The organism is Flavobacterium xizangense (genome assembly GCF_054075145.1).
Window position 1 is genome coordinate 1 of record NZ_JBSIPG010000004.1, and the last position, 17855, is coordinate 17855.

9 protein-coding genes are annotated in these 17855 nt (G+C 33.9%); 8 read left to right on the forward strand and 1 reads right to left on the reverse strand.

Annotated features, from left to right (window positions below; translation table 11 throughout):
• The 8 genes from ACWA1B_RS11670 to ACWA1B_RS11705 all read left to right on the forward strand — a co-directional run.
• Nucleotides 1-1230, forward strand: a 1230-nt coding sequence (locus ACWA1B_RS11670; protein ID WP_456907044.1) for a PIG-L family deacetylase, incomplete at its 5' end; no start/stop codon positions are given.
• A 126-nt stretch (nucleotides 1231-1356) separates the two neighbouring features.
• Entirely contained in the window at nucleotides 1357-4272 is a 2916-nt protein-coding gene (locus ACWA1B_RS11675; protein ID WP_456907046.1) for an FAD-binding and (Fe-S)-binding domain-containing protein, read from the forward strand.
• Between the two features lie 200 nt (nucleotides 4273-4472).
• Complete coding sequence (locus ACWA1B_RS11680; RefSeq protein WP_456907048.1) at nucleotides 4473-6308, forward strand: outer membrane protein assembly factor BamB family protein; 1836 nt, start codon at nucleotides 4473-4475, stop codon at nucleotides 6306-6308.
• A 157-nt stretch (nucleotides 6309-6465) separates the two neighbouring features.
• Nucleotides 6466-7947 carry a glycoside hydrolase family 10 protein gene (locus ACWA1B_RS11685; RefSeq protein ID WP_456907050.1) on the forward strand — a complete coding sequence of 494 codons (1482 nt, stop codon included), beginning with the start codon at nucleotides 6466-6468 and terminating at the stop codon, nucleotides 7945-7947.
• Nucleotides 7948-7960: 13 nt separating this feature from the next.
• Nucleotides 7961-10462, forward strand: a complete 2502-nt coding sequence (locus ACWA1B_RS11690) for a beta-N-acetylhexosaminidase (protein WP_456907053.1) — start codon at nucleotides 7961-7963, stop codon at nucleotides 10460-10462.
• A gap of 2 nt (nucleotides 10463-10464) precedes the next feature.
• Nucleotides 10465-11769 (forward strand): serine hydrolase domain-containing protein, encoded by a 1305-nt coding sequence (locus tag ACWA1B_RS11695; RefSeq protein ID WP_456907055.1) that lies wholly within the window; start codon nucleotides 10465-10467, stop codon nucleotides 11767-11769.
• 267 nt (nucleotides 11770-12036) lie between these two features.
• Complete coding sequence (locus ACWA1B_RS11700; RefSeq protein ID WP_456907057.1) at nucleotides 12037-13899, forward strand: TonB-dependent receptor plug domain-containing protein; 1863 nt, start codon at nucleotides 12037-12039, stop codon at nucleotides 13897-13899.
• Nucleotides 13900-14043: 144 nt separating this feature from the next.
• On the forward strand, nucleotides 14044-14670 hold the full coding sequence (locus tag ACWA1B_RS11705; RefSeq protein WP_456907059.1) for a response regulator: 627 nt from the start codon (nucleotides 14044-14046) through the stop codon (nucleotides 14668-14670).
• Here ACWA1B_RS11705 and ACWA1B_RS11710 read toward each other — a convergent pair.
• Complete coding sequence (locus ACWA1B_RS11710) at nucleotides 14667-17717, reverse strand: sensor histidine kinase (protein WP_456907061.1); 3051 nt, start codon at nucleotides 17715-17717, stop codon at nucleotides 14667-14669. The two genes, ACWA1B_RS11705 and ACWA1B_RS11710, sit on opposite strands and share 4 nt — an antisense overlap.
• Nucleotides 17718-17855 lie beyond the last annotated feature (138 nt).

Below are 17855 nucleotides of genomic sequence, written 5' to 3' on the forward strand. Positions count from 1 at the left end.
ATAAAGAGAACAATTCAGGGCGATATCAGTTCTGAAGTTCCTGCCACATTTTTGCAGAATCATCCAAATGCAACTTTCGTATTGGATCAGTCAGCAGCTTCTGAGCTGACACGTTTCAAAACGCCTTGGTTGGTTGGAGAATGCATCTGGACTCAGGAATTAAAAAGCAAAGCAATTGTTTGGTTGTGCCAAAAAACGAAACAATCGATCTTAAAACTTACAGACCGTGATTACAACAACAACGGAATGTCTGATCTTCTGGCGCAGGAAGGTTCTGCTTATGATTTGAACATCAACATGTTCAACGTCCTGCAGCACACCATTACAGGATGGCCTGGCGGAAAGCCGAATACAGATGATTCGCATCGTCCGGAAAGAGCCAATCCAGCCAAGAAAAGAGTGATTCTTTTCAGTCCACATCCAGATGATGATGTGATTTCGATGGGAGGAACTTTCTCCAAATTGATCAAACAAGGACATGATGTGCATGTTGTATATCAGACTTCTGGAAATATAGCGGTTACTGATGACGAAGCATTGAAGTTTGCTGAAGTTTGTAATGACTTTGCAGGAGAAAATCTTCCAAAAGACATCAACTTCAAATCGGTTATCGAGTTTTTGAACAACAAATCAGAAAATCAGATCGATTCTTTGGAAGTTCGAAAACTAAAAGGATTGATCAGAAGAAGGGAATCTTACGCAGCAACAAGATACATCGGACTAAAAGATGAAAACACGCATTTTTTGGATCTTCCGTTTTATGAAACAGGACAGGTCAAGAAGAATCCGCTGGGACCGGAAGATATTGCTATTGTAAAAGAAATCATCGCCAGAATAAAACCGCATCAGGTTTTTGCAGCAGGAGATCTTGCAGATCCGCACGGAACACATGAAGTGTGTCTGAACGCGATTTTTGCAGCCATGAAAGAGCTGAAACCAGAAAAGTATATGGATGACTGCTGGCTTTGGCTGTACAGAGGCGCTTGGCACGAATGGGATATCCACGAAATTGACATGGCAGTGCCGCTTTCTCCATCAGAAGTATTGTTGAAACGTCATGCGATCTTGTATCACCAATCTCAAAAAGACCGAGTTATGTTCCAAGGAAATGATTCAAGAGAATTCTGGGTTAGGGCCGAAGACCGAAACAAAAACACAGCAATCCTGTATGATGAACTAGGTTTGGCAGAATATGAAGCTATCGAAGCTTTCAAACGTTTTGATTATTAATTAGTATGCTTGTATGAAAGAACCTGATGGCATTTTAATCTCGAGACTTCGGGACCGTCAGGTTTTAAATTATACAATCAATATCGACTTTTTCAAATTAACACCCAAAAGCAATACAACCTTATAATGCCTGATTTAATTCAATTACAACAATTATCTGATTCCTTAGAAGGAACACTTTTTTATGATGAACTTCATAAAAAACTGTATGCCACAGATGCTTCTGCTTATAGAATTATGCCAGAAGCTGTTGCTATTCCTAAAACCGAAGATGATATTGTAAAAATCATTCGATTTGCTTCAGAAAATAATATTTCAATAACACCAAGGACAGCAGGAACTTCTTTGGCGGGACAGACAGTTGGTAACGGAATTATTGTAGACGTTTCTAAACATTTTACCAAGATTGTTTCTTTTGATGCCCAAAAGAAAACCATTACGGTACAACCCGGAGTAATTCGCGATGAATTGAATTTGTTTTTAAAACCGCACGGATTGTTTTTTGCGCCAACAACTTCAACTACAAATAGATGTATGATTGGCGGAATGGTTGGAAATAATTCTTCAGGAACAACTTCAATTCGCTATGGCGTTACCAGAGATAAAATTGTAGAGATAAAAGCAGTTTTAAGTGACGGAAGTATTGCAGTTTTTAAAGATTTAACTTCTGAAGAATTTATAGAGAAAACAAAAGGAGATTCTTTAGAAAGTAAAATTTATAAAACAATTTACGAAGAGCTTTCGAACAAAGAAAATCAGGAAGAAATCCTAAAAGAATTTCCAAAACCCGAAATTCACAGAAGAAATACAGGTTATGCAATTGATGTTTTACTGAAATCAAAACTTTTTTCGGGCACAGAAGATACAATCAATTTAGGGAAATTACTTTGCGGAAGCGAAGGAACTCTAGCATTTACCACCGAAATTACTTTGAAAGTAGATGATTTGCCACCAACTAATAATATTATGGTTGTGGCGCACTTTCATACTATTCAGGAAAGTTTAGAAGCAGTCGTTACAGCAATGAAACATCATTTGTACACTTGCGAAATGATGGACGATACAATTTTAGATTGTACCAAAACTAATAGAGAACAAGCTAAAAACCGATTTTTTATTGTTGGCGAACCTAAAGCTGTTATTATGCTTGAAGTGGGATCATATATTAGCATGGAAGATGCCGAATTACAAGCCGATGCTTTGATTAAAGAGCTGACGGATAATAATTTTGGATATGCATTGCCTAAAATTTACGGAGCCGATATTGATAAAGTTAATGAAGTTCGAAAAGCAGGTCTGGGACTTTTAGGAAGTATTGTAGGCGATGACAAAGCTGCTGATTCTATTGAAGATACAGCGGTTGAATTAAGCGATCTTCCTAATTATATCGCTGATTTTGCGGCAATGATGGAAAGACACGGACAAAGCGCGATTTACTACGCCCATGCCGGAGCAGGAGAGCTGCATTTGCGTCCGAAGATAAATTTAAAAACAAAAGAAGGCTTACATCAGTTTAGAAATCTATCTACTGAAGTAGCGCATCTGGTAAAAAAATATAGAGGTTCATTGAGCGGTGAACATGGTGACGGAATTTTAAGAGGAGAGTTTCTGTCATTTATGATTGGAGATAAAAATTACGAACTGCTAAAACGAGTTAAAAAAGCATTTGATCCTAATACCATTTTGAATGTTGGGAAAATTGTAAATGCTTCTAAAATGGATGAAAACCTTCGTTTTGAAGCAGGGAGAATTGAACCTGAAATAAAAACGATCCAGGATTTCTCTGATAGTTTAGGGGTTTTGCGTGCTGCTGAAAAATGCAATGGTTCTGGTGATTGCCGTAAATTGCCTTCGGCGGGCGGAACTTTATGTCCGAGTTATCGTGCCACCCGAAACGAAAAAGATACTACGCGTGCTCGCGCGAATGCCTTAAGAGAATATCTGACACATTCGGAAAAAGAAAATAAATTCGATCACGAAGAATTATATAAGGTTTTTGAATTGTGTGTAAGCTGTAAAGCCTGCGCAAGCGAATGTCCGAGCAATGTGGATGTAGCGACTTTAAAAGCTGAATTTTTATATCAATATCAAAAAGCAAACGGATTTTCTATTCGCAACAAAATATTTGCTTTCAATTCAAAATTGAATAAGTTGGGAAGCATTGTGCCATCAATGACCAATTTTTTGGCCAATCTGTCTCTGGTTAAAAAAAGTATGGGAATTGCTCCTAAAAGACAAGTACCGCTTTTGGCACCAAAAACCTTTAAAAAATGGTATGAAAAAAATAAGAAATCGGCGGAAACCAATTCTTTTAAAAACGGAAAAGTATATCTTTTTTGTGATGAATTTACCAATTATTATGATGTTTCAATCGGAATTGATGCCTACGAATTATTGACCGCTTTAGGTTACGAAGTTATTATTACAGATCATGAAGAAAGCGGAAGAGCTTTCATATCAAAAGGTTTCCTGGAAGAAGCACAGGAAATAGCTAATAAAAATGTGAATATTTTCAAAGATTTAATTTCCGAAGAAATTCCATTAATAGGCATCGAACCATCGGCTATATTAACCTTTAGAGACGAATATTTACGATTAGCTGGTGATAAAGAAAGTGCTGAGAAATTAGCTAAAAATACGTTTACGGTTGAGGAATTTTTCAAAAGAGAAATTACAGCCGGAAAAATTCATTCCGGACAATTTTCGGGTATAGAAAAAACGATAAAAATTCATGGACATTGTCATCAAAAGTCGTTAAGCACCGTTGAAGCTTCTTTTGTGATGTTGAATGTTCCAAAAAACAATACGGTTACAATTTACAATTCGGGCTGTTGCGGAATGGCGGGTTCATTTGGTTATGAAAAAGAGCATTACGAAATCAGCATGCAGATGGGTGAGGACACTTTGTTTCCAAAAATTCGTGCAACAGAGCCAACAACAGCAATTGCCGCTGCGGGAACAAGTTGTCGCCATCAAATTTTTGACGGAACAAACAGAAAAGCAATGCATCCGGTTACAATATTAAGAGATTGTTTAAAATAAGTTTTTCATCTTAAAATGAAAACATACTATATAAAGAGATTGTGTGTTGCGATTTTGTAGATTCAAATAAGCGGTACATAAATTTTGGTTGGTTACCAATCCTAACAGGTTGTCACAAACCTGTTAGGTATTTTTTAGCCAATAATGATAGCAACAGATTAAGGAATTAAAAGAAGGTTCAATAAATAAAAACAACAACAATGAAAAATCTAGTTTTAAGAATATTATTGCTTTTTATAGTCGCTTCCGGTTTCTCTCAAAATGCAGAAAAATCAGAAAACATAAAGTTTGTCCAGCTTACTGACCTGCATGTTTCAGTTGGAAATGATAATGACTTTTTACTGCAGAATATCGTAAAAGAAATTAATAATTCTGACAATGAATTTGTAGTTGTAACAGGCGATTTAACTAATCGTGGTGCTGATGATGAATTAAAACAAGTACATTCGATACTTGCTAAATTGAAAAAACCTTATTATGTAGTTTCAGGAAATCACGAAACGAACTGGAGTGAAAGTGCCGGTTTAACTTATAAAAAAATATTTGGCGAAGATCGATTTGTATTTTCAAAAGGAGATTATGTTTTCATCGGATTTCCGTGCGGACCTTATATGAAAATGGGCGATGGTTTTGTCAAACACGAAGATGTGCTTTGGCTTGACAAAACTTTAAAAGACAATCTTAAAAATACGAATAAAAAAGTGCTGAATTTTGCCCATTACCCTTTAGATAACAGTGTGAGCAATTATAAAGAAGTACTTTCTGTTTTAGAAAAATATCCAACGGTTGCCACTTTTTGCGGTCACGGTCACACTTTAAGAAAATATGATTTCTCAGGTTTGAGCGGTTTAATGGGAACTTCGATAACTTCGCTTGATGGAAAAACAAAAAGTTATAATGAATTAATTATCAGTAAAGACAGCATCAGCATTTATCAAAAAGAAATCGACAAACCGGGAGTTTTTAGATTTTCAGTTCCGTCAAAACCTTCTAAAATTACAATCCCAAAAGATAGTTTGACAATACAATCTCCTTTCTTAAAAGATATTGCCTCTATTTACAGCCTTCCTGCATTTGATAAAAAGAATGTTTATTTTACTAATTCAATTGGAGAAATTAAATCGGTTAATCTGAAAAATAAAAGTACGAACTGGAAAACTGAAACAGGGAATTCGATTTATTTTTCACCAATAATTGTAAAAAACAATTTAGTTATTGGTACTATTGAAGGAAATCTGCAAGGTTTTGACACACAATCGGGAAAACAAAAATGGACTATTCCTGTAGGCGGCGTTTTGGTAGGTTCACCAATTGCAGAAAACAATAGAGTTTATACAGCAAGTTCGACAGCGTTTATTTGTGCAGATGCTGTGACTGGCAAAGTGATCTGGCAAAATAATTTACCAACATCTTATTCACAGGGAACTCCATTAATACAAGGCGATAAAATAATTTTTGGAGTTTGGGATTCGTATGTATATTGTTTGGACAAAAACACAGGAAATTTGATTTGGAAATGGAACAATGGCAATGATAAACAAATTCTTTATTCTGCTGGAAATGTTAATATGGTTGCATCAAAAAGCCGACTTTATTTTGTTACTCCACAGCGTTTCTTAACCATTTTAGATATTGAAACGGGTAAAACGCTTTTAAGAACTCAGAAATGGAAAATTAGAGAATCAATGGGTAAAAGTCAGGATGGAAAATGGTTTTATGGCAAAACAATGGATGGAGAACTTATAAGAGTACCACTTAATGATGCTATTGAATTGACAGAAGAAAGTTTTGTGAACCAAAGTAAAGTCTTGGATTTAAAATGGGGATACGAACATAACCCTGCGGGAATATTAGAAAAGAACAATAAAATATACATAGGAAGCCGAAAAGGAGAAGTGATGATTGTAAATGCTGCTAAATTTGAAATTATAAAACAAATTAATTTGGGAAGTTCAAGTGTGAATGGCTTTACGGTTGATGATAAAGGGCAAGTTTGGGCATCACTGATCGAAGGCGGAATTTATTTGTTGGAATAAACATTGGTTATCCTAACAGGTTTTCAAAACCTGTTAGGTATTTATAGAGGAATCAAATTGAAATCTAATTATAACTTTGTAGAAATTAATTAGAAACCTAACAGGTTTTGAAAACCTGTTAGGATGATTATCAAAAACGAACCAAAAATATAACCTTATGAAAAGCCTAAAAATCATAATCTTAATATTGCTGTTTCAAACGAAACTTTTCAGTCAGCAATCTCCAAAAAGAGAAATGCGTGCAGCTTGGATTTCTACTGTAGAAAATATCGACTGGCCGTCTAAACCAGGTTTGTCAGATAAAGAAATGAAGAACGAAATGATTGCTATTTTGGATAATCTACGTTCTTATAATCTTAACACTGTCATTTTTCAAATCCGACCAACAGCCGATGCATATTACAAATCGACAAAAGAACCAGCATCACATTGGATAACAGGAATTCAAGGTGTTGCGCCAGGTTTTGATCCGTTACAGATGATGATTGATGAAGCAGGAAAACGCGGAATGAACGTTCATGTTTGGCTTAATCCGTATCGTGTGCAAAAAGATACTGTTAGAGATGTACTTTCAAAAAATCATTTATATTTCAAAAGACCTGACCTTTTCCTGACGTACGGAAAAACCAGATATTTTAATCCGGGTTTAAAAGAAACCAGAGATTTTGTTGCTTCTGTTGTAGGCGAAATTGTTCGTAAATACGATATTCAAGCCGTTCACATGGATGATTATTTTTATCCATATAAAATTGCAGGACAGGAATTTCCTGATGATAAAGCATTTGCGAAAGAACCTCGTCAGTTTAAAGACAAAGACGATTGGAGAAGAGACAATGTCGATTTAATCATCAAACAAATCAGAGATACTATTATTGCCAATAAACCAGAAGTTGAATTCGGAATTTCGCCTTTTGGAGTATGGAGAAATATTGCCAAGGATTCTGAAGGTTCTAAAACTGTTGCCGGAGCTACTAATTATGATGATTTGTATGCGAATATCTTAAAATGGCAAAAAGAAAACTGGATCGACTACGTAACACCTCAAATATATTGGCACATTGGTTTTGACCGCGCCAATTTTGAAGTTCTCGCAAAATGGTGGGCAGAGCACAAATATGGAGCAAATGTATATGTTGGTCATGGCGATTATAAAATTTCGAATACTGCTAAAGAACCAGAATGGAGAAGCCCTGATCAAATCGTGAAGCAGATTGAAATGATTCGTAAGATGCCTCAAATTGAAGGCTCGATGCATTTTACAGCTTCTAATTTTCTAAAAAAAGGAGATACGCTTAGAAAACCTCTTCTTCAAAAAGAATATAAATACTTAGCGCTAACTCCAGAAGCAAACAGAATTACAAGATTAAAACCAGAACCACCGACAAATGCAGTGATTGCTAAAAAAGGTGACAAAGCAGTTTTAACATGGAAGGCGGCTTTAAATGACAAAAAATATGTGATTTACAGATTTCCAAAAGGAAAAATAACTGATTTTTCAAATCCTTCGACTATTTATTATGTGACAACAGCTCTAAAACTAGAAATTCCAAATCCAGATTTGGAAAACTACGTTTATGCGCTCACCTCTTTAAGTCAAACCCAGACAGAAAGCAGTCCGATTGAATTTTCAAGAAAATAAAATATAAAAAGAAATGAAAAAAAATATTCTTCTACTAGCCATATTTCTAAGTTCGCTTAGTTTTGTACAAGCCCAAAAATTAGACATAATTCCAAAACCTGTATCCGTTCAGCAAAGTTCTGGACAATTTGTTTTTCCTTCACCATTAAAAATAATGGTAGACAAGAAACTAAAAAACAGTGCAGATTATATTACAGCAGGTTTTTCAAAAAATACAGGAGTTAATCCAATTGTTTCGATTGGTAAAAAACACGGAAAAAATAATATTTCATTTCTAGTCGATAGGAAATTGGATCTTCCAAATGAAGGTTATCAGTTAGAAATAAACCAAAAAGGAATTTTTGTAAAAGGAAAAACGGATAAAGGTGTTTTAAATGGATTTCAGACTTTACTGCAAATTTGTTCTGCAAAAGAAGTTAAAAAAGGAACTCTTCCTTTTGTAAAAATAGAAGATTATCCCCGTTTTGACTGGCGCGGCATGATGCTTGATTGTTCAAGACAATTTTTTGATAAGCAAACGGTTAAGAATTATATCGACTGGCTTGCGGCACACAAAATGAATGTTTTTCATTGGCATTTGACTGACGATAACGGCTGGAGAATCGAAATCAAATCGATGCCTGATTTAACCCTAAAAGGCGCTTGGAGAGGCCCAGGTGAAGTTTTGCTGCCATCTTACGGTTCAGGAGATAAACGTTACGGAGGTTTTTACACACAAGAAGATATTAAAGAAGTTGTGGCTTATGCAACAGATCGTGGTATTTCGGTTATGCCAGAAATCGAAATTCCGGGACATTCACGTGCTGTAACGGCTTCGTATCCAGAAATTGGATGCGATATAAGTCAGGAACTAAAAAGTGTTCAGGGCGAAGTGAAAAATGTTTGGTGCGTAGGACGCGAAGAAAATTATGATCTTTTAGATTCAATTATTAGAGAAGTTTCAGGATTATTTCCTTTTGAATATATTCATGTTGCGGGAGACGAAGTCAATCGTGCCAATTGGGAACATTGCCCAAAATGTCAAGCTTTGATGGCAAAAGAAGGATTTACGGATAGTTTTCAGTTGCAGAATTATTTCTTTAGAAGAGTTCAAAAAATTGTAGATAAATACCATAAAAAAACAGACGGCTGGAATGAAATATTGAAAGGTGGCGAAATTGATCCAAATACACTTATTTCTGCTTGGCAGGGAATTAGTTACGGAATTGAATCGGCAAAAAAAGGATATAAAACCATCATGATGCCGGGACAGTTTCTGTATTTTGATATGGCGCAATCTGAAACAGAACGTGGTCATCGTTGGGCTGCAATCACTGATACAAAAAGAGCCTATTCATTCGAACCAATTCCTGATGCTGATTTAACGCCTGAAGAACAAAAAAATATAATTGGAGTTCAAGGTGCTTTATGGAGCGAATATTTAGATCGCCCCACGAGAATTATGGAATACCAAAGTTATCCGAGAATTAGTGCGTTGTCTGAAATTGGATGGTCTAAAAAAGAAGATAAAAACTGGGATGATTTTTATGGAAGATTAACCAACAGCCATTTAAAAAGATTGGCAGATATGGGAATCGCTTTCAGAGATTTTCCTCCAACGGCAATTTATAAAAACGGTATAATTACGGTAACGCCGCCTTATGAAGGAGCAGTCGTGCGATTTGACAAAGACGGAAATGAGCCAACTAGACAATCGCCATTATATACAGGACCGATTCAGACCAAAGATTACGAACATTATCTGTTTAGAGTTTTCTTTAATGAAACTTCGGCAAGTCCTGCAGTGAAAGCTGAAAAACTGCCTGTCGCCAATTGGAATACATCAAAAACAGAAGTCTTGACTATTTCTGAAAATATTTCAGAACATGTTGATAAAAAGGGTATCTGGTATCTGACTTTTAATCCAACGGATGACGGAGCAAACGGAACAATCAAAAATGTTTCGCTTTTTGAAAACGATAAATTAGTTCAGACTTACGCAGACGAAAAAGCATTAAAATCAAAACCTCGTTTGAGATTTCTAATTGAAAATTATAATGAAAAAAACACCTATAGATTAGATTTTACGGTTGAAACTAAAGAAGAGAAAAAGTCGGCTGCAAATGTAAAATTCAATTGTTCGCCATATCAGGAACCAGAAGTTAAAGTTACTTCGTCGATGCCAGAAAATCCGAAGTTTCCAATTTCGAATTTGCAGGATTATAACGAAGAAACCTATTTACGTACTGATGTTGCATGTAAAGACGGCGACTGGATTTTGTATACTTTTACTAATCCTGTAACTTCTTCTAAAATAGATGTTTTAACTGGAATTCCGCATCACCCGAGATTTATTATTAATAATGGTTATGTAGAATATTCGTATAACGGAACAGATTTTATAAAAGGCGATAATTTCGATTACGGAAATGCATCGATTTATCCACAACAGCCTGTAAAAGCGGTTAGAATACAGATTACAGGAACTAATAATGAGCCTTTAATGGCAGCACAGGACTTAAAAATTAATCCATAGCTATGAAAAATATTGGTATCAAAATTATAATGTTTTTTTTGATTTTTTTAGGAATAAATGGCTATTCTCAGGAAAACTCAAAACAATCATTTGGTTTAGAACGAAATGAAGTTTACATCGATTCGATGATGACAAATGCGCTTGAAAAAGGTTTTTTTCCGGGAGCGCAAATTATCGTAGGTACAGGTGATTTTAATCTGATAACCAAAAACTACGGTTATCACGATTATACTAAAAAACAAGTAGTAAAAACAGACGATGTTTTCGATCTGGCTTCGATGTCTAAGGTTTTAGGAGCAACGCTTGTAGCAATGCGTTTGGTTGGAGATGAAAAAATTAAACTTACAGATCAAGTAGGTCAAATTGTTCCGATGTACAAAAACACAGCAATTTCGGATTTAACGCTTTTTGAGCTGTTAACACATACTTCAGGATTAACACCAAGTATTACTTTTTATCAGGCATTGCTTTCTACGCCAGATAATTCGCCATTTTTGAGCAATCAAAAATCAGAGCAATATCCTGAGCAGTTTGATAATATGTTTGTGAACAAAAACATTGTTTACGATTCAAAATATCTTGTTTTTGAGCCAAAGGAAAATTGGGTTCAGATTTATAAAAACATGTGGCTGAATCCAGAATTTTATCCATCGGTTTATGAAAGAATGGCGAAGGCAAATACAAATCCGAGAGGGAAATACCTGTACAGCGATTTAAATCTGCTTTTGGTGAAACAAATGATTGAAACTAAAACAGGAAAAAAACTCGATCAGTTCACAAATGAAATTTATAAAGAATTGGGAATTTCAAAAATTGGATATAATCCTTTAAAATGGACTTCGATCGAAAATGTAATGCCAACTGAAGTAGATAATTTTTTCAGAAAAGATACCGTTAAAGGTTATGTGCACGATGAGGCAGCGGCAATTTTTGGCGGTGTTTCTGGAAATGCAGGTTTGTTTGCCAACGCAGAATCGATTGCTGTTATCTGTAAAATGCTCATGAACAATGGTAATTATAAAGGAAAACAAATTTTAAAAGCCAAAGTAGTAAAAGAGTTTACAGATTCTCCGCTTGCAAAAGTGGGAGTTTATAGAGGTTTAGGTTTTGATAAAAGAAAACCGGACGAATTTTTTACAAAAGACGATTTTGGACATACGGGTTTTACAGGAACTTTTTTCTTTATGAATAGAAATACAAACCGATTTTTAATTATTCTAACCAATCGCGTAAATCCAACAAGGACAAACAGATTAATGTACAAAGACGATTTTAGTGCTAAAATCTGGAGACAAATTAATAAATAATATTAGCCACTCCCGATGGCTATCGGGATAAAAGGATTAAAAAAGATTTCTTGTTTCACGCAGATTTTGCAGATTTAAGCAGATCAAAACAGATTATAAAATTTAAATAAATCTGCTAGAATCTGCAAAATCTGCCTGAAAATATTAATCACAAGCATAAAATCTTTTTATCCCTATAGCTATTGGGAGTGGCAAAAAAATAATCATGAGAAATATAGTTTGGTTGGAACAATAAGGTGTTACTTTTGCAAAAAAAAGTAAGCCAAAATGAAAAAACTCTATATTGCTGTTTTAACAGTAATTTGTAGCAATTTTTACGCACAAACAAAGAAAGATTCCATTAATGAAATGGATGAAGTTCTCATAAATGAAAACCGTTTTAGTACACCTATTTCTAAGCAAAACAGAAATGTGTACATCATTTCAAGTGAAACCATTAAAAAACTTCCGGGGCGAACACTTCAGGAGGTATTGCAATATGCCAACGGAGTCGATATAAGACAAAGAGGTCCGTTTGGAACACAGGCTGATATCAGCGTTGATGGTGGAAGTTTTGAGCAAACCGTAGTTCTTTTAAATGGAGCAAAAGTAATCGATTCTCAGACTGCGCATAATATGCTGAATCTACCTCTTCCGGTGGAAGTTATTGAAAGAATTGAAGTCGTTCGCGGGCCAGCTGCAAGAACCTACGGAATTAATAGTTTAACCGGAGCGATCAATATTATTACCAAAAAGCCAAAAGATTCTGGATTTTTAGTAAGCACTTATGCCGGTTCTAATTTCGAAAAAGATACCCAGGATACCGGAGATACATTTTATGGAACCGGAATTCAGGCAGGCGCTGTTTTAGGGAAAGAAAAACAACAGCATTTAATTTTCGCTTCGCACGATAAAAGCAATGGATATCGTTATAATACGGCATTTGAGAACAATAAAATTTTCTATCAGGGAAATGTTGAGATTAATGATAAGAACGAAATTTTAGGTTCTGTGGGTTACATCAACAACGGATTTGGCGCAAACGGGTTTTACGCTGCACCCGGCGATAAAAATTCGACAGAAATAGTACAAACGACTTTTGCTAATATTCAGTCAAAACATTCGATTACAGATAGCTGGAAAATTATGCCAAGAGTTACTTACAGATACAATTACGACGATTATCGTTATTTAGGAAACTCAAATTTGGCCGTTGGAAGAAGCCAGCATTATACCAATTCAATTGCCGCAGAATTGAATTCTACTGTAAAATTATCTAAAGGTGAAATTGGTTTTGGAGCTGAGTTCAGAAATGAAGATATTCATTCGTCAAACATAGGAGATCATGATCGCGAAAATGTCGGATTGTATGCTGAATACAGAACCAGTTTCTTCGAAAAATTAGACATTAATTTAGGAACTTATCTGAATTATAATTCAGATTATAAATGGCAGATTTATCCAGGAATAGACGCAAGTTATGCCATTACAAATGAATTTAAAATTATTGGGAATGTTGGAACAAGTCAAAGGATTCCATCGTTTACAGATTTATATTTGAAACAAACTGGAAATATCGGAAATCCGGATTTAGATTCAGAAAATGCTTTTCAGAGCGAAATTGGCTTCAAATACAATAAAAAAGCGTTGGGTTTGAATGCGAATTATTTCTACAGAAAAATCGATAATTACATCGATTGGATGCGTAATTCCACTACAATTCCTTGGCAAAGTCAGAATACGGGAGATCTAAATACAAACGGAATAAATTTGCGTGGTACTTACAGATTTGATTTCTCTAAAGATTCCAGATTGAATATTCTTTTAGCCTACACGTATTTGGATTCAGAATTTAAAAGTTCACGTACAGAAATCTATTCAAAGTATCTTATATCTTCTTTAAAACATCAGATTACGAATACCATAGATTATCAATACAAAGATTTTTCTATTTTATTTGCAACACGTTTTAACGAAAGAATTACAGGCCCTTCTTATTGGATAAATGATTTTAGAGTAAGTCAGTCGATTCATAAATTTACGATTTTTTTAGACGCCCAAAACATCTTTAATGCTACTTATTATGAAGTTGGTGCGGTGCCGTTGCCTTCAAGATGGTTTACTTTAGGAGTGAAACTTGTGACTTTTTAAAGTTGATTTTTTAAAAATAGAAAAAAGGAATAGTGAATTTACTATTCCTTTTTTTGTGCTTTTATTCTGCTAAAAAGTTTTTCGTTAAAAATTTAATTGTTTAAAAAATTGTGTGTTAATTTGACACTAATTCTTTTTCTTTTTATGAAGCAAATTTTAATAGTTGATGATCATTTGGTGGTACGAAATGGAGTTTCGATGGTTTTGGAAAAACAAATCGAAAATGTAGAAATTTCGCATGCTGAAAATTTCTTTGAAGCGCTTGCAATTTTAAGAGAAAAACCAATTTGTTTAGTGATTTTGGACATCAATATTCCGGGTGGAAAAAATACCGGGATGATTAGTGATATTAAAGCAATCCAGTCGGGTGTGAAAATTTTGGTTTTTTCAGCTCATGAAGAAGATCAATATGCTTTACAATATATTTCTGCTGGCGCAAATGGATATCTGAACAAACTCTGCAGCGAAGAAAAAATGATATTTGCAATAAATTCGATTTTTGAAACATCTACATATGTATCTTCCGAACTTGTAAATAAATTATTGAAAACAAGAATAAGCAAAAAAACTAAAAATCCACTGGAAAGTCTTTCTAAAAGAGAACTCCAAATTGCCGAAATGCTAATAAATGGCAACGGAAATCTTGAGATTTCAAATATGCTTAATATACATATGTCAACCGTAAGTACTTATAAAGCCAGACTTTTTGAAAAACTTAAAATTACAAATTTGGTCGAACTGATCAATCTTTTCAAAACTTTTGAATATTAGTTGTATTCAACAATTATTTCAATTGCCGTTCCTTGATTAAGTGTACTTGTGATGTTGATATTTCCTTCAATAATTAAAAGAAGCTCAATAATCATATGCAGGCCAAGATGATAATTTTTGACAATTGGGTTTTTGTAAAAATCCATATAATAATCAATTAGTTCTTTGCTCATTCCTCTTCCGTTATCAATAATTGTGAGCATTAGTTTATTTTCTTTAGTTCCCGAAAATAATTCTACATGGCCATTTTGTGTATTCTTTAAAGCATTATCCACCAAATTATGAACAATTATTGACAATGCTTTTTTATTTGTTCTGATACGAAGCTTTTTATCTACGCTATTTATGATTTCTATATTTTCAGCTTCGGCAATTTTTTCAAAAATGTCAATTTTTTCTTCAATCAGTTCATATAACGAATAAGACTCCTCTTCAAGTTTTTTTCCTTCAATAAAAATGGAGGAATATTTGATTAAATTTTCAACATATTCATAAAGTTGTGTAGTCGACATTTTGATTGTTCCTACATGTTTTTTTAGTTTTGCATCATCTTGAATTGTTTCATTTTCAAATAAATGACTAATAGAATTTGTCAGGAATTTTAAAGGACTTTTAATATCATGGCTGATGCTTTTTACTAAGGTTTCTTGTTGTTTGATTTCTTGTTTTAAATTGTTTTTTGTTTTCTGCAGTTTTTTTACTGTCGTAGCTAGTTTCTTTGTTTTTTCATCTATAACCTGCTGTAATTTTATGTTTTTTCGTTTAATATAATACAATCGTACATACCAAATGAAAATTACAAATGCAATAAATAAAAGATAAGTCAAGAACGTAAACCAAGGTGTTTGATAAAATTTGGCAGGAACTTTAAGCAGTATTTTTTTGTAGACATATTGCGAATCAAATCCTGACAGACTTCTTATCATTAATTTATATTCCCCCGGAGGTAAAGTAGTAAACGATATTGATCTCTCATTTTTGATTCGTTCCCAGCGGCTATTTGGGGTTTTGTCCAATTTTGCTTCAATATGTAAATTTTCTGGATTTCCATAGTAAGGATAAGCAATTAAGATGCTGACCCTTTGAAAATTGTTAGGAAGTATAATCTTTTCTTGTAGCGGAATTACTTTTTGGTCCACAATTACACGGTCTATAAAAAGTTCTTTACCAGGAAGCAACGGCACAACTTTATACGGATTAAAAAAAACGAAACTATTTATCGAGGGCAAAGCAATAGTATTATTTTTAAGAAAATTACTATTTGGCTCGCATCCTCCATTGAATTCATTGGTTAAAAAACCATCCGATTTGTTGTATTGATGATAGTAGATAGCATTGGTTTTATTGTTACTATATTTAAGCAACGTTTTTCTTGAAACCTGAAAAAGTCCTTTATTGGTAGGAATCCAAAAAAAACCTTTTTTGTCTTCTACAATGCAATGCGATGCATTTAAATAATTGTCCTCATCAGTAGGAAAAGAATGAACCTTGTTGTCAGCATATAAAAAAAAGCCTTTTTCATAAGTGGTAAACCAGATTTTTTTCTCACTATCGATAAAAATACTTCTGATATTTATATTTTCTGAGTTTTTTACAAATGCAAGTTTTCGGTGGTTTTTATTAAATTTAAAGACTCCTTTTTCTGTTCCTAACAGTAGCGTTTCACTGTCATATTGGGTAATGTAATTGATATTGTTTTTAAAAATGGCAACAAGTGAAATTTTTCCGTTTTTGATTGAATACAACTTCGCCTTTTTAAATTCAGTATTACCTAAACTAACCCAGATCGTATTTTGATCATCTTTGAAAATGGCCTTCGGATTTTGACCAAATTGATAAGTGAGATATTTTTTATAATCAGCACTTTTTAAATAGCACAAAACGTTCCAGAGTCTTGAAATCCATATGTTTTTAGCATCATCTAGTTCAATGTTCACCTTTTCATCTAAAAAAACGGTTTTTGGAAAAGGAATACTGTCCTTGAATTTTTTGTTGCTGAATATCCGTCCGCTGGACGTTATAATTGTGCTGTCGCTAAAGGCATGAGCTGCATAATAAACTTCAGTTTTGTAGTTCTCTTTTTTTACTGAAGTAAAGGCTGGAAAGCTTACAATACACAAGCCGTTTGTATTACTTCCTAAATATAATTTTTGATTGAGACGATCATAATAAATGGAGACAATATTGCTGTTTTCAAATTCTTTAAATTGTATAATAAACTCTGTAGAAAGTTTATTATTCTGATCTTTTAAAAGATAAATTTTATTTTTGAAAGAAAGAAAAACCTGCCCCGTTGTAATGTTCCAGTAAATCTTATGGGGTGTTTTAAAAATTCCTGAATCCAATTTTCCTGAACTCTTTCCGTTTTTAGAAAAACAGTCATATGTTCCATCATTTTTAAGGTAAAACAAGTCATTTCCGATTGCAAAAAAGTTAAAGACATTACTATTTAAATACGGAATCTTATAAATACTTCTCATTTTTGCATCGCAAAGTTCAACTTCTTCGGAATCCATGAAAAATATCTTCTCGTTTGGAAGTTTGAAGCAAAATTGCTGAGAAGGATCAATCGATAGATACGAAGGAAGTCCATCGTGAAAGTAAGAGTGTTGGCCTTTTCTGGTAATATTGGAAAGTGGCGGTTTCTTTTTGAAGATCTTTATTTTTCGGTTGTTAATTAAGGCCAGTTCTTTTTTGCCTTGATTATAACAAAGCAAGCTGTCTTTTTCAATACTCCCAAAAATATCAGTAAAACGACTTCCTTCTAAGTTTGTATTTGATGAATTGAAAGCGGCAAAACTATTTCCATCGTATCTGACCAAGCCATTTTCGGTCGTCATCCAAATAAAATTATACTTATCCGGAACTATTGCTTTTATACTGCTTTGCGGTAATTCATTATTATCTGCAGTATACCATCTGAAGGAGTAGTTTTCCTGACAAAAACCTTTCACTGCAGTTAGAAGCAGTAAAAACCAACAATAACGAAAAGCAGGGGATAACGTCATTTGTGCGATCAGATTTGTATACACAAACATAGCAAACATAATTCAGAATTTTTAGTTTGTAGTTTTAAATCTACAAAATGTAGGTTTATTGGTACGATGTTGTTAATCAATCGATTACATTATAAGTTTATATTTGTTATGCTAACCTTGTTTACTTTAACGATTTAATAGTTTTTA

What these genes read in the sequence shown, in the direction of transcription:
- ACWA1B_RS11680 (WP_456907048.1), top strand. Translation starts at nt 4,473, where the DNA reads ATGAAAAATCTAGTTTTAAGAATATTATTGCTTTTTATAGTCGCTTCC.
- ACWA1B_RS11695 (WP_456907055.1), top strand. Translation starts at nt 10,465, where the DNA reads ATGAAAAATATTGGTATCAAAATTATAATGTTTTTTTTGATTTTTTTA.
- ACWA1B_RS11690 (WP_456907053.1), top strand. Translation starts at nt 7,961, where the DNA reads ATGAAAAAAAATATTCTTCTACTAGCCATATTTCTAAGTTCGCTTAGT.
- ACWA1B_RS11685 (WP_456907050.1), top strand. Translation starts at nt 6,466, where the DNA reads ATGAAAAGCCTAAAAATCATAATCTTAATATTGCTGTTTCAAACGAAA.
- ACWA1B_RS11700 (WP_456907057.1), top strand. Translation starts at nt 12,037, where the DNA reads ATGAAAAAACTCTATATTGCTGTTTTAACAGTAATTTGTAGCAATTTT.
- ACWA1B_RS11705 (WP_456907059.1), top strand. Translation starts at nt 14,044, where the DNA reads ATGAAGCAAATTTTAATAGTTGATGATCATTTGGTGGTACGAAATGGA.
- ACWA1B_RS11675 (WP_456907046.1), top strand. Translation starts at nt 1,357, where the DNA reads ATGCCTGATTTAATTCAATTACAACAATTATCTGATTCCTTAGAAGGA.
- ACWA1B_RS11710 (WP_456907061.1), bottom strand. Translation starts at nt 17,717, where the DNA reads ATGTTTGCTATGTTTGTGTATACAAATCTGATCGCACAAATGACGTTA.